Here is a 12,413-nt window from a genome sequence, read left to right as displayed (position 1 = left end):
CTCGCCTTCGTCAGTCCGTCCCCACCGCCGCCGGGACCACCTCCGGCAGGGGCCGGTCGGGCAGGCCGCCGGTGCGGATGATAAACCGGGCGATCTCATGCACGCCCTTGTTTTCTTTCAGGTTGGTGAAGAGGAAGGGCCGCTCGCCCCGCATCTTCCGCGCGTCCCGGTCCATCACCTCCAGCGAGGCGCCCACCAGCGGGGCCAGGTCGATCTTGTTGATCACCAGCAGGTCGGACCGGGTGATGCCGGGGCCGCCCTTGCGGGGGATCTTGTCCCCGGCCGACACGTCGATGACGTAGATGGTGATGTCCGCCAGCTCCGGGCTGAAGGTGGCGGCAAGGTTGTCGCCGCCGCTCTCGATGAAGATCAGTTCCAGCCCGGGGAAGCGGGCGCTCATCTGGTCCACGGCGGCCAGGTTGATGCTCGCGTCCTCCCGGATCGCGGTGTGCGGGCAGCCGCCGGTCTCCACGCCCATGATCCTGTCGGGCACCAGGGCACCGGAGCGGGTCAGGAACTCCGCGTCCTCCTTGGTGTAGATGTCGTTGGTGATGGCGGCCACGTCATAGGGGCCGCGCAGCAGCTTGCAGAGACGGTCGGTCAGCGCCGTCTTGCCAGACCCGACGGGCCCGCCGATGCCCACCCGCAGGGGGCCGTTTCCAGGGGATGCGGTCATGAGCGGAACAGCCTCGTATACTGGGTTTCGTGGGCGAGGGAGCAGAGTTCCAGGCCGGGCGCCGCCGTGCCCAGGTCGGCGATGTCCGCGGCCAGGGCCCGTTCCGTGACGGCGGCGACCACGGGGGCGAGGCGGGCGGTGGCGATCTGCCCGTCCGTCTGCCCCAACGGCACCAGCCGCACCCCGGCTGAGACCAAATTGGCCGAGACCCCGTGCAGGTACGCATGGAGCGCCGGCTCCAGCGGCACCCCATGGGCGGCGCAGGCCAGGGCCATGGCGGTGCAGTGGGCGACGGGTAAGCCCGCGCGGCGCTTGGCGAAGGCGTCCAGCCAGGGATGCGGCCAGGCCTTCGCGGTGACGGTCAGGAACGCCTGCCCCTGCTGCCGCGCCTCCAACGCCGTCTCCGAGGAGGCGCGGAAGGCGGCGGCGAGGTCGGCCAGCTCGTCCAGCGCCCCCGGGTTGGCCGCGGCCCGCCAGGTGGCGGCGAACAGCACCGCGTCCACCCAGGCCCCGCCCCGCCCCAGCACCGCGGCGACATAGTCCACGAGGCCCGCCGCGTCCCTCACCTGCCCGCTTTCCACGGCCCATTCCAGCCCGTGGCTGTAGCTGAACGCCCCCACCGGGTAGGAGGGGGAGGTCCATGCCAGCAGGCGGTAAAGGGCGCCGTCAGGGGCCATGGGAGTGGTCGTGCCCATGGCCGTGGTGGTGGTGCCCGCCCCCGGCATAGGCGCCGGATTCCGGGTCGAAGGGCGCGCGCACCGGGCGGACGATCGCCCCCAGCCCATGCAGCATCAGCACGATCACATGGTCGTCCCGGATCAGGATGCGGTCCCCGTCGAACTGCGCCGGCAGATGCCGGTTGCCCAGGTGCCACGCCAGCCGCACCAGCGTGGCGGCATCCCGCGCCGTCACCTCCACCAGCGGCTCCGGTGCCGCCTGCACCAGCACCACCCGCCCATCCTCCAGCCGCAGCCCATCCCCCTGCCGCAAGGCCGTCGCCCGCGGCAGGTCCAACAGGAACTCCAACCCAGACGCCGCCCGTAGCCGGAACCGGCGGCGGTGGCGGGAGTCGTAGTCCAGGGTGATCCGGTCGGCGGCGGTACCCGGGTCCCAGGAGCCGGCGGGGAGGATGTCGGTCGCGCGGGGAAGGGTGGTCATCAGTTCAGCACCTTGGCTGCGACGCCAAGTTCTTCTGCAGCCATGCGCAGCCTTCGATCCCGTGTCCACAACGACGTCCCAGGCCAGAGTTTGACGGCAGCCAGGATATGGGCGTCGACAAAACGGAGCCCGCGACCGAAGAGATTTCTGGTCTCGATAAACTCCATGACCTCCTCGTCCGGGCAGACGCGCACGTCCGGAAGGTTGGACAACTCATCGAAGATGGTGGCACGCCGTCGGAAGTTCCCCATGGCGAGTTCACCCAGGATGAAGGGGTGTGTCCCCACCATCCCCTTACCGAGCAGGCAGTCCAGCAACGGGTCGGTGTCTCGGAAATGGTCCACCCAGATGTTCGTGTCGACCAGGATCATTCGTCATCATCCGGCCGACGTCTCGGTGGGACCACAAGGTCCGGATCACTGCCTCCCAGCCGGGCCAGTCGACGGGACGCCTCCAATTCGACAAGCGTCTTCAGAGCCTTGTTCAACAGGGCCGAGGTTTCCTGGATGTCGACATACCGCTTGGCCTTCGCCAACAACTCGTCATCGATTGTCACGGTCGTTCGCATGGTTGGCCCCGCTAGTAGGCATCAATAACTACATCAAAAGATGACCGAAACCGTGCCTCAAAATAGGAAATACCGCTGCGCCAGCGGCAGCACCTTGGCCGGCTCGCAGGTCAGGAGTTCCCCGTCCGCCCTCACCTCATAGGTCTCCGGGTCCACCTCGATGTCCGGGGTCGCGTCGTTCAGGACCATGCTGTGCTTGCCGATGCCGCCGCGGGTGTTCTGCACTGCCACCAGGGGGCGGGTGAGGCCCAACCTCAGGCCAATACCCTCGGTGATCGACGCTTGGGAGACGAAGAGCAGCGATGTTTCCAGGTTGGCGCGGCCGTAGGCGCCGAACATGGGGCGGTAGTGGACGGGTTGGGGGGTGGGGATGCTGGCGTTGGGGTCGCCCATGGGGGCGGCGGCGATCATGCCGCCCTTGATGACCATGTCCGGCTTCACGGCGAAGAAGGCGGGGGACCAGAGGACCAGGTCGGCCAGCTTGCCCACCTCCACGCTGCCTACGTGGTGGCTGATGCCGTGGGATATCGCGGGGTTGATGGTGTATTTGGCGATGTAGCGGCGGGCGCGGAAGTTGTCGGCGGTGCTGTCGTCCTGACCCAGGGGGCCGCGCTGCACCTTCATCTTGTGGGCGGTCTGCCAGCAGCGGATCACCGTCTCCCCCACCCTGCCCATGGCCTGGCTGTCGCTGGACATCATGGAGAAGGCGCCGAGGTCGTGGAGGATGTCCTCCGCCGCGATGGTCTCCTTGCGGATGCGGCTCTCGGCAAAGGCCACGTCCTCCGCGATGCGGGGGTCCAGGTGGTGGCACACCATGAGCATGTCCAGGTGCTCATCCAGGGTGTTCACCGTGTAGGGCCGGGTGGGGTTGGTGCTGCTGGGCAGCACGTTGGGCAGGCCCGCCACCTTGATGATGTCCGGCGCGTGGCCGCCGCCCGCCCCTTCGGTATGGAAGGCGTGGATGGTGCGGCCCTTGAAGGCGGATATCGTGCTCTCCACGAAGCCGCTCTCATTCAGGGTGTCGGTGTGGAGCGTCACCTGGATGTCCAGGGCGTCCGCCACGGACAGGCAGCAATCGATGGCAGCCGGGGTGGTGCCCCAATCCTCATGCAGCTTCAGCCCGCAGGCGCCGGCCAGCACCATCTCCTCCAGCGCCTTGGGCTGGCTGGCGTTGCCCTTGCCGAACAGGCCGATGTTCATGGGCCAGGCCTCGGCCGCCTGGAGCATTTTTCCTAAGTGCCAAGGCCCGGGGGTGCAGGTGGTGGCGAGCGTGCCGTGGGCCGGGCCGGTGCCGCCGCCCAGCATGGTGGTGATGCCGGCGTTCAGCGCCTCCTCGATCTGCTGGGGGCAGATGAAGTGGATGTGGGCGTCGATGCCGCCGGCGGTGAGGATGCGCCCCTCCCCCGCGATGATCTCCGTCCCTGGGCCGATGGGGATGGTGACGCCGGGCTGGGTGTCGGGGTTGCCGGCCTTGCCGATGGCGCTGATCCGGCCGCCCGTGATCGCGAGGTCGGCCTTCACGATGCCCCAATGGTCCAGGATCACCGCGTTCGTGATGACCGTGTCCGGCGTGCCCTCCGCCCTTGAGAGCTGGCCCTGCCCCATGCCGTCGCGGATCACCTTGCCGCCGCCGAACTTCACCTCCTCCCCATACACGGTGAAGTCCTTCTCCACCCTTATCAGCAGGTCGGTGTCGGCCAGGCGGATGCGGTCGCCCACGGTGGGGCCGTACATGCCGGCATAGGCGCGGCGGCTGATGCTGACCGGCATGGCTCAGGGTCCTTTCGTGTCCAGGTCGCCCATGACCGCGCCGCGGAAGCCGATGACGCGGCGGGACCCGGCATAGGGGATCAGCTGGACGCTGCGCTCCTGCCCCGGCTCGAACCGGATGGCGGTGCCGGCGGGGATGTCCAGGCGCATGCCCCGGGCGGCGGCCCGGTCGAAGGACAGGGCCGGGTTGACCTCGAAGAAATGGTAGTGGCTGCCCACCTGCACCGGCCGGTCGCCGGTGTTGGCGACGGTAAGGGTGATGGCCTGCCGGTCGGCGTTGAGGGTGATGTCGCCGTCTTCGGTGATGATTTCGCCCGGGATCATGGCGCCCTCCCTCAGCGGATCGGCTGGTGGACGGTGACCAGCTTGGTCCCGTCGGGGAAGGTGGCTTCCACCTGGATTTCGTGGATTATCTCCGCCACCCCCTCCATCACCTGGTCGCGGGTCAGCACCTGCGCCCCCGCCTGCATCAGGTCCGCCACGCTGCGCCCATCCCGCGCGCCCTCCACCACCGTGTCGGTGATCAGGGCCACCGCCTCCGGGTGGTTCAGCTTCACGCCCCGTTCCAGGCGCCGCCGCGCCACCATGGCGGCCATGGCCACCAGCAGCTTGTCCTTCTCGCGGGGGTCAGGTTCAATTCAGTCCTCCCTAACAGGTCCAGACCCGAGGCAGCCGGGCCGGCAGGCCCCCGGCCGCGGCGCGCAGGCCCGACGCGACGGCCATGGTGCCCCGGCGCAGGGCGATGGCGCTGTCCGCCAGCAGCCGGATGATGAGCAGCCCGTCCAGGCAGGTGGCCCCACCCCTCAGGTCATTGCCCAGGCAGGGTGCCAGCAGGTCCCGCGCCCTGTCCAGGTGGGCCGCCGCGTCCGGCCCGGCATAGAGCAGGGTGCCGCAGGCGATGGCCCCACCGAAGCCGAAGGGTTGGGCCAGCAGGCCGGGGATGTCGCCGGACAGGCAGAGCGCGTCCGCCCAGACCAGCCGTCCACCGCGCCTGACCCGCCAGGAATCGTGCAGGAACCCCGTCCGCAGGCTTTCCCCATGCATGGCGCGGCCCAGCACCACGCTCTCCGTCGCCAGCAGCCGGGCGTCGGGGGCGAGGTCGGCGGTGAGGGAGCGGCGCAGGCGGGCGCCGTCGAACAGGATCGTCTCCTGCGCCAGCCACTCTCCCCAGGCGCCGGGGCCGACGGTGACCGTGACGGAGACGTGGGTGTCCCCCTCCCCATCCCGCGCCTTGTACAGCTTCTCCGCCGCCTGGGTGGCGAAGATGGCCGCCCCGCCCGGGCCCACGGCGGCGTCGATGGACAGGCGGTCGCCCCCGGTCAGGCCGCCGCTGGTGGTCAGCAGCACGGCCTGGGGCGGCTCGCCCGCATCCACGTCGGGGAACAGCACCCGCGCCGGCGCGCGCTGGTAGAGGTCGTCCAGGACGGTGGCCCCGCCCGGCGCCGCCTTGAACGCGATGCGGGCGGCACCGTCCACCCGTTGCAACCGGGTGGGACCGGGAAGGCCAGGGCTCTCCCCGTCCCTCATCGGCGCGGGGGGTCGAACAGGGGCGCGCCGCACTCCGCCAGCCCGACGGCCGCGGGGCCGTGGGCCGGCCGTGCCGACCACCAGACGCGGAACCGGCTAGCCCAGCGTGTCCAGGGCATGCGCATCCTCCAGATTCGTAGGTCGGATTAGCGCCGGGCGGCGCGTAATCCGACGGCCTTGCGGCCGCCGGCGTCGGATTACGGAGCCTCGCGGCTCCTAATCCGACCTACCAGGCGTCAGAACTTCGCCGTCACCTCGACCCCATAGAACGGGGCCTCGGTCACGATGCCGGTCAGGTTGTTGAAGTCGATGGCGCCTTCCAGTTCCTTGGCGTTGGTGATGTTGCGGCCGAACACGGCGAAGCCGAACCGCTCGCCCTCCGACAGGTAGCCGATCTTCAGGCCGCCCTCGATCTTGCTGTCGCTCTGGAACTCCCGCGACTCGTACAGGAAGAAGTTGACCTTGGAGCGGTAGTTCCAGTCCGTGAAGATGTAAGCCTCGCCCGTGCCCAAGGGGATGGAATAGCGGGCCGTGGCGGTGAACAGCCACTTGGGCGCGTTGGGGAACGGGTTGCCGTCGATGCGCACGTTGGTGCTGGTGGCGGAAAACAGGGGATCGGTCACGGTGCACCCGCCGCCGCACGGCGCCACCGGCAGGTTGGGATCGTCGATCTCCGTGTAGTTGTAGGATAGGCCGCCGGTCAGCAGCAGGTTGTCGACGGGCAGCAGCTCCAGCTCCGCTTCGAAGCCATAGGCGATGCCCTTGTCGGCGTTCAGCAGCCGGGTCACGTTGGTGGCCCCGCCTACCGCGACGAACTGCTGGTCCTTGATGTCCGAATAGAAGCCGGTGAGGTTCAGGCGGGCCTTGTTCCCCCAGAGGTCGGACTTCACGCCCGCCTCATAGGACATGATCTTTTCCGCCGACGCCGTGCTGATGTCGGAGTTCAGGCTGGCCCCGCCGGTGAGGTTGGCCGGGAACAGCACGCGGCCGGAGATGGACGGCGCCCGGTAGCCGCTGGCGACGCGGCCGAACAGGTTGATGTCGTCCGTCGCCTTGTAGGTCAGGCTGACGTCCCAGGTGATGCGGTCACCGGAGACGGAGGCGGCGCCGGTCCGGGTCCCCACCGGGCCCGAGGCCGGGACGAAGGCCCCCGGCCGCACCGTGCGGGACACGGTGTAGTCCTTCTCGTCATCATTGTACCGCAGGCCGCCCGTGAGGGTGAGCTGGTCGGTGATGTCATAGTTGGCTTGGCCGAACACAGCCCAGCTGGTGGATTCCTGGTTGCTGTCGATGAAATGGCTGATCCCGCGCGGGTCCGTGGGGTTGCCATAGGAATAGCCGCGAGCGTCCACGTCCTCGTTGAAATAAAAGACGCCGGCCTGCCAACGGAACGGGCCACTGCCCTGGCTGGTCAGGCGGACTTCCTGTGTCCATTGCGCGTGGTCGGGGATCTCGTCCGCTGTCTCGCTGTCGAACGGGATGAAGCCCGGCCCGGTGCCGGAGACGCCGCCGTCGATGTCGCCGCGGGTATAGACCTCCACCGTCTCGTACCCGGTGATGGAGGTCAGCAGGACGGAGCCGAGATCATACTCCACCCGCAGGCTGCCGCCGCGGCTGCTGACGTCCAGGTCGTTCTGGCCGTTCTGGAACACCTGGTTCCGCCGGAAGCCGGGCACCAGGTCGTTGCTGCCGCGCTGGATGATGTTGGCGCGGAAGATACGGGCCGTGCCGTCCAGGTCGCGGGCATGGACGTTGAACAGGGCCGTCAGCGGGCCGCCCTTGTCGTACAGGAACTGTAGCCGGGCCGCCGCCTCGTTGTAGCCGCCCAGCGCGTCGTCCTCGCCGGTGAAGGTGTTGTCCACGAAGTCGTCCCGGCGCTCATACAGCAGGGACAGGCGGGCGGACAGCACGCCGTCGATCACGGCTCCGCCCACCGCGCCCTCCGTCTCCAGCGTGTTGTACTTGCCGTAGGAGGCGTTGAAGTAGGCCTCCGTCTTCTCCGACGGCTTGTTTGAGATGAAGCTGATGGTGCCCGCCGGGGTGTTGCGGCCGAACAGGGTGCCCTGGGGCCCGCGCAGCACCTCTACCCGGGCGATGTCGAACAGCGGGAAGCCGCGCAGCAGCGGGTTTTCCTGCACTACCTCGTCCAGCACCACGCCCACCGGCTGGGTGGAGTTCAGGTCGAAGTCGCTGTTGCCCAGGCCGCGGATGTAGAAGCGCGGGAAGGTGCGGGCGAAGGTGGACTCCGCGTAGAGGCTGGGGACAGAGCCCGACAGGGCCAGCAGGTCCACGCCGGCGGACATGACCGCTTCCAGCTTGTCCGGGGCGACGGTGCCGACGGATACCGGCACCTCCTGCAGGTTTTCCGCCCGTTTGGTGGCGGTGACGATGATCTCTTCCAGCACGGCCGCCTGTTGCGTCGGCTGCTGCGCGTGCGCGGCGGACGTGGTGGCGGCCGTCAGGCCCACCACTGCGCTGCCGGCCAGCAGAAGCCTGGCCAGCGAACCCGTACCCATACTCATGAGGCGACCCCGTTCCGATTTTGGTTCGAACGATGACGCCGGCTGCCGATCATCCCTGTGTATTCAGGATTTGTGGGGACGAAACGGTTGGCCGCGCCCCTGTCCGCGGCCCTGTGACAGGCCGGACGGACCCCTGGTTGGGAGACCCGGCCGCGCATTATCCGAAAAGGTGGCGGCCAAGTTTCCGAACGGGACGATACGGGGGACGGTTCGGGTTGGCAACTTTCCAACGCTTGAGAAACTGTCTCAACAAATCCTTTGCAGACGGGGCTGGCATTTCCGCATCACCCCCTGATTGTGCTCATGTAGCATGGGGGACGCCTCGCCTCAGACCACCGGCTTCACGCCCAGCCAGCGGTTCGCCATGTCCCGCAGCCGGGCGGTCTGGGCCCGCTGGCGGCGGACGGACAGGAAGTAGGTCAGCCAGGACAGGGCGCTGACGGTGAACCACAGCAGCAGCACATAGCGCCAATCCGCCGCCGCCAGCAGGAAGACCAGGGCGATCAGGCCGGCCGCGGCCGTCACCACCCAGCAGGCGATGCGGGAACGGCGGAAGGCGGATTCGTCGCTGCCCTCGAACTCCTCCGCCAGGGCCTGCAACTCCATCCCGGCCTGCCGCCGCGCGTCAGTGATCGTGTCCATGGCCCGTCAAGCTCCCATCGTAGGTCGGATTAGCGTAGCGTAATCCGACGACCAACAGGAATCGCCGTCGGATTACGCGGCCGGGGGGCTGCTAATCCGACCTACTTTCGAATTCGAAAGTCGCGATATCAGAACGCCGCACCGCCATAGACCGTGTCCAGGTCCGCGTCGTCGAAGGCGTAGGCGCTGTTGCAGAACTCGCAGGTGACCACGACCTTGCCGTCCACGCGCATGTCGTCCAGCTCCTCCCGCCGGATGGACTGGAGCGCGTTCACCACCCGCTCGCGGGAGCAGCGGCAGCCCGGGCGCAGTTCCCGCCGGTCGAACAGGCGCAGCCCTTCCTCATGGAACAGGCGGTAGGCCAGCACGTCGGCGGGCAGGGTCCTGTCCAGCAGTTCCTTCTCCGTCACCGTGTCCAGCAGGATCATGGCGCGGTTCCAGTCCTCTTCCCGGCTGCCGGCCTGGTGGTCGGCGGCCAGGGCCACGTCGTCGGGCGGCAGGGCCTGCAGCAGGACGGCGCCGCCGACCCACTTGCCGTCCGCATCCTTGCCGGCCATGGCCTTGATGCCCGTGGCCACCTGTTCCGACTGGCGGAAATAGTGGCGCACCGCGTCGGACAGGCCGCTGCCGCGCAGCTCCACGATGCCCTGGTAGCGCTCGGTGTGCTCCCCCTGGTCCACGGTGAAGGCCAAGTAGCCGCTGCCCAGGAGGGAGCCCAGGTCCGGCAGGAAGCCCTTGTGGGACTGCTGCTCCGTCAACCGGTCGCCGTCGAACCGGGCATAGCCGCGCAGGTCGCCGACGCTGGTCACGTCCGCCACCGTATAGGCCACCGGCCCGTCGCCCTTGGTCTGGAGGGTGAAGATGCCGTCATACTTCAGGTTCGCGGCCAGGGCAGCCGCGTGCACGATGGTCTCCGCCAGCAGCTGGGCCACCGGCGCCGGGTAGGCATGGCGGTTCAGGATCTCGTCCAGCCCCGGCCCGAGCCGGACCAGCCGGCCGCGGAAGCCGGACTGTTCAAGCTGGAAGGGGAGGACGACGTCGACGTTGGCGATGACGGGATCGGTGTCGCGGCGGGGGGCGCCCGCCGCTCCGTTGCTCTTGGTCATGTATTCAGGCACCAGCTCAAAATGCCCTTCTGGGCGTGCATCCGGTTCTCCGCCTCGTCCCAGATGACCGACTGGGGCCCGTCCATGACACAGGCAGAGACCTCCTCGCCGCGGTGGGCGGGGAGACAGTGCATGAATATGGCGTCTGGTTTCGCCAATGCCATCAACTGTTCGTTGACCTGGTAGGGTTTCAGCAGGTTGTGCCGCCGCTCCCCGTCCGCGTGGTGCATGCTGACCCAGGTGTCGGTCACGATGGCGTCCGCGCCCCTGGCCATGGCGGCGGCGTCGGTGGAGACGATGACCTTGCCCTTGCCCTCCGCCCGGACCCAGTCCAGGGTCGCGTCGGTGGGGCGCAGCTCGTCCGGGCAGGCGATGCGCAGCTCGAAGTCGAAGCGCACCGCCGCGTGGATCCAGCTCTGGCAGACATTGTTGGCGTCGCCGGACCAGCAGACCACCTTGCCCTCGATGGAGCCCTTCCGCTCCTCGAAGGTCAGGATGTCGGCCATGATCTGGCAGGGGTGGCTGACATCCGTCAGGCCGTTGATCACCGGCACCGTGGCGCAGGACGCCAGCTCGTGCAGCTTCGCCTCGTCGTCCGTGCGCAGCATGATCACGTCCACGAAGCGCGACAGCACGCGGCCCGTGTCGGCGATGGTCTCCCCATGGCCGAGCTGGATCTCCTTGCCGGTGAGGGTGACCACCTCCCCGCCCAGCTGGCGCATGCCCACCTCGAAGCTGACCCGGGTGCGGGTGCTGGGCTTCTCGAAGATCAGGGCCAGGGTCTTGCCGGCGAAGGGCTTCGCGTGGCCCTTCGACCGCTTCAGCACCGCCGCGTGGTCCAGCATGCCGCGGAGGGCCGCGGTGTCATGCTGGTGGATGTCCAGGAAATGGCGAACCTTCTTTGCCGGGCTCATGCCAGCACCTCCCGGCAGGTCTTGTCGATGATGGAGACGGCCTCCGCGATCTCCGCGTCGCCGATGGTCAGGGGCGGCAGGACGCGGATGACGTTGTCGGCGGCGGCGACCACCAGCAGGCCGTTGTCGCGCAGCCGGGTCACCAGCTCCGCGTTGGGGGTGACGCACTTCAGCCCCAGCATCAGGCCCTTGCCGCGGGCCTCCGCCAGCACGCCCGGGTGCCGTTCCACCAGCCCCTTCAGCGCTGCCTCCAGCTTGGCGCCGGTGGCCTGCACCTGCTCCAGGAAGCCGGGGGCGGTGACCACGTCCAGCACGGCGTTGCCCACGGCCATGGCCAGGGGGTTGCCGCCGAAGGTGCTGCCATGGGTGCCGGGGACCATGCCCACGGCCGCCTTCTCCGTCGCCAGGCAGGCGCCTACGGGGAAGCCGCCGCCGATGCCCTTGGCGATGGGCATCACGTCTGGGGTGATGCCTGCCCATTCATGGGCGAACAGCCTGCCGGTGCGGCCCACGCCCGACTGGATCTCATCGAACACCAGCAACAGGCCGAACTCGTCCGCCGTCTCCCGCAGGGCGCGCAAATATTCCACGCTGGCCGGGCGGATGCCGCCCTCGCCCAGGATGGGCTCCACCATGATGGCGGCGGTCTGGGGCGTGATGGCGGCGCGCAGCTCATTCAGATTGTCGAACGCCACCTGGTCGAAGGCGTCCAGCAGGGGGCCGAAGCCGCCCACCATCTTTTCCGACTTGGCGGCAGCGATGGCCGTGGTGCTGCGCCCGTGGAAGGCGCCGCCGGCGACGATGAAGCGGGTCTTCTCCGGATGGCCGGTGTCATGCTGGTACTTGCGCACCACCTTGACCGCGCATTCCCACGCTTCCACGCCCGAGTTGGTGAAGAACACCGTGTCGGCGAAGGTCAGCTCCGTCAGCCGCTTGGCCAGGCTTTCCTGCCCCGCCACCCGGAACAGGTTGCTGGTGTGCCAGAGCTTGTGCGCCTGCTCGGTCAGCTTCTGCACCAGGTAAGGATGCGCGTGGCCGAGGGCGTTCACCGCGATGCCGCTGGTGAAGTCCAGGAATCGTCGGCCCGTGGTATCCCACAGATACGCGCCTTCGCCCCGCTCGAACACCACGTCGATGCGGGCATAGGTGGGCATCACGACAGGGATCACCGGACCGTACTCCTTCAAAAGCCTGTTCCCGCGGCGCAAATCCTTCGAAAATCCGCAGGAAAGGACGGAGATTGTGCGCTGCGGCGCCCCCTGTCAACGCGGGGGACCGCAACGCACCCGTGCCCTGGGGTCCTAGGCAGTTCCCTCAAGCGCCGGGCGCCCATGCTTTGCGCGAGGGGGGCCCGCGCGGCGGCCGTCGTCGCCGGACCGGGCTTCCAAGAACCGGAAGCCAGATCCGGGGAACCGCCACGCTCCCCCGGTTCCGTGACATCCGCCCCCGGAAGGGGCAACAGGCGTTGCGGATTTAACCCGTTCGCCGTATCACTATCACCCTGACGAGGGAGGCCCGGTCGGGAGCCGG

Annotated in this window: 14 protein-coding genes; all 14 read right to left on the bottom strand. The window is 68.6% G+C overall.

From position 1 onward, the window contains the following. Nucleotides 1-10 precede the first annotated feature (10 nt). The 14 genes from ureG to HHL28_RS00150 all read right to left on the bottom strand — a co-directional run bounded on the left by ureG (nt 11) and on the right by HHL28_RS00150 (nt 12,052). Nucleotides 11-676: an urease accessory protein UreG gene (ureG, locus tag HHL28_RS00215; RefSeq protein WP_075770631.1), complete on the bottom strand. Its 666-nt coding sequence runs from the start codon at nt 674-676 to the stop codon at nt 11-13. Next, nucleotides 673-1,353: an urease accessory protein UreF gene (locus HHL28_RS00210; protein WP_075770679.1), complete on the bottom strand. Its 681-nt coding sequence runs from the start codon at nt 1,351-1,353 to the stop codon at nt 673-675. The genes ureG and HHL28_RS00210 overlap by 4 nt, the downstream gene beginning before the upstream one ends. Further along, the gene (gene ureE, locus HHL28_RS00205) at nt 1,343-1,834 is read right to left on the bottom strand and encodes an urease accessory protein UreE (protein WP_075770630.1); all 492 of its coding nucleotides are present in this window, start codon (nt 1,832-1,834) and stop codon (nt 1,343-1,345) included. Before ureE ends, HHL28_RS00210 begins: the two co-directional genes overlap by 11 nt. Continuing rightward, nucleotides 1,834-2,205: a type II toxin-antitoxin system VapC family toxin gene (locus tag HHL28_RS00200; RefSeq protein ID WP_075770629.1), complete on the bottom strand. Its 372-nt coding sequence runs from the start codon at nt 2,203-2,205 to the stop codon at nt 1,834-1,836. Before HHL28_RS00200 ends, ureE begins: the two co-directional genes overlap by 1 nt. Continuing rightward, nucleotides 2,202-2,402, bottom strand: coding sequence for a type II toxin-antitoxin system VapB family antitoxin (locus tag HHL28_RS00195; RefSeq protein WP_075770628.1), 201 nt, complete (start codon nt 2,400-2,402; stop codon nt 2,202-2,204). The genes HHL28_RS00200 and HHL28_RS00195 overlap by 4 nt, the downstream gene beginning before the upstream one ends. Before the next feature lie 57 nt (nt 2,403-2,459). Continuing rightward, entirely contained in the window at nt 2,460-4,172 is a 1,713-nt protein-coding gene (ureC, locus tag HHL28_RS00190) for an urease subunit alpha (protein WP_169654477.1), read from the bottom strand. A gap of 3 nt (nt 4,173-4,175) precedes the next feature. Beyond that, nucleotides 4,176-4,496 (bottom strand): urease subunit beta, encoded by a 321-nt coding sequence (locus tag HHL28_RS00185; protein ID WP_075770626.1) that lies wholly within the window; start codon nt 4,494-4,496, stop codon nt 4,176-4,178. A gap of 11 nt (nt 4,497-4,507) precedes the next feature. Continuing rightward, entirely contained in the window at nt 4,508-4,768 is a 261-nt protein-coding gene (locus tag HHL28_RS00180; RefSeq protein WP_404326970.1) for an urease subunit gamma, read from the bottom strand. Nucleotides 4,769-4,820: 52 nt separating this feature from the next. Continuing rightward, nucleotides 4,821-5,648 carry an urease accessory protein UreD gene (locus HHL28_RS00175; RefSeq protein ID WP_404326142.1) on the bottom strand — a complete coding sequence of 276 codons (828 nt, stop codon included), beginning with the start codon at nt 5,646-5,648 and terminating at the stop codon, nt 4,821-4,823. A 287-nt stretch (nt 5,649-5,935) separates the two neighbouring features. Beyond that, nucleotides 5,936-8,221: a TonB-dependent receptor gene (locus HHL28_RS00170; protein WP_075770623.1), complete on the bottom strand. Its 2,286-nt coding sequence runs from the start codon at nt 8,219-8,221 to the stop codon at nt 5,936-5,938. A gap of 327 nt (nt 8,222-8,548) precedes the next feature. Beyond that, the gene (locus tag HHL28_RS00165; RefSeq protein WP_075770622.1) at nt 8,549-8,863 is read right to left on the bottom strand and encodes a hypothetical protein; all 315 of its coding nucleotides are present in this window, start codon (nt 8,861-8,863) and stop codon (nt 8,549-8,551) included. A gap of 128 nt (nt 8,864-8,991) precedes the next feature. Continuing rightward, nucleotides 8,992-9,969, bottom strand: a complete 978-nt coding sequence (hslO, locus tag HHL28_RS00160) for an Hsp33 family molecular chaperone HslO (protein WP_075770621.1) — start codon at nt 9,967-9,969, stop codon at nt 8,992-8,994. Continuing rightward, entirely contained in the window at nt 9,966-10,883 is a 918-nt protein-coding gene (argF, locus tag HHL28_RS00155) for an ornithine carbamoyltransferase (RefSeq protein WP_075770620.1), read from the bottom strand. Before argF ends, hslO begins: the two co-directional genes overlap by 4 nt. Further along, complete coding sequence (locus HHL28_RS00150; RefSeq protein WP_075770678.1) at nt 10,880-12,052, bottom strand: aspartate aminotransferase family protein; 1,173 nt, start codon at nt 12,050-12,052, stop codon at nt 10,880-10,882. Before HHL28_RS00150 ends, argF begins: the two co-directional genes overlap by 4 nt. Nucleotides 12,053-12,413 lie beyond the last annotated feature (361 nt).

The sequence above is a fragment of the Aerophototrophica crusticola genome, from assembly GCF_012913305.1.
In the GTDB taxonomy this organism is placed as follows: Bacteria; Pseudomonadota; Alphaproteobacteria; order Azospirillales; family Azospirillaceae; genus Niveispirillum; species Niveispirillum crusticola.
Note: the sequence above shows the minus strand (reverse complement) of the source record. Positions and strands in the feature narration are given on the sequence as shown.

Bases quoted from the DNA above. Each gene is read 5' to 3' on its own strand.
- ureG (WP_075770631.1), bottom strand. From the start codon at position 676: ATGACCGCATCCCCTGGAAACGGCCCCCTGCGGGTGGGCATCGGCGGG.
- HHL28_RS00210 (WP_075770679.1), bottom strand. From the start codon at position 1,353: ATGGCCCCTGACGGCGCCCTTTACCGCCTGCTGGCATGGACCTCCCCC.
- ureE (WP_075770630.1), bottom strand. From the start codon at position 1,834: ATGACCACCCTTCCCCGCGCGACCGACATCCTCCCCGCCGGCTCCTGG.
- HHL28_RS00200 (WP_075770629.1), bottom strand. From the start codon at position 2,205: ATGATCCTGGTCGACACGAACATCTGGGTGGACCATTTCCGAGACACC.
- HHL28_RS00195 (WP_075770628.1), bottom strand. From the start codon at position 2,402: ATGCGAACGACCGTGACAATCGATGACGAGTTGTTGGCGAAGGCCAAG.
- ureC (WP_169654477.1), bottom strand. From the start codon at position 4,172: ATGCCGGTCAGCATCAGCCGCCGCGCCTATGCCGGCATGTACGGCCCC.
- HHL28_RS00185 (WP_075770626.1), bottom strand. From the start codon at position 4,496: ATGATCCCGGGCGAAATCATCACCGAAGACGGCGACATCACCCTCAAC.
- HHL28_RS00180 (WP_404326970.1), bottom strand. From the start codon at position 4,768: ATGGCCGCCATGGTGGCGCGGCGGCGCCTGGAACGGGGCGTGAAGCTG.
- HHL28_RS00170 (WP_075770623.1), bottom strand. From the start codon at position 8,221: ATGAGTATGGGTACGGGTTCGCTGGCCAGGCTTCTGCTGGCCGGCAGC.
- HHL28_RS00165 (WP_075770622.1), bottom strand. From the start codon at position 8,863: ATGGACACGATCACTGACGCGCGGCGGCAGGCCGGGATGGAGTTGCAG.
- hslO (WP_075770621.1), bottom strand. From the start codon at position 9,969: ATGACCAAGAGCAACGGAGCGGCGGGCGCCCCCCGCCGCGACACCGAT.
- argF (WP_075770620.1), bottom strand. From the start codon at position 10,883: ATGAGCCCGGCAAAGAAGGTTCGCCATTTCCTGGACATCCACCAGCAT.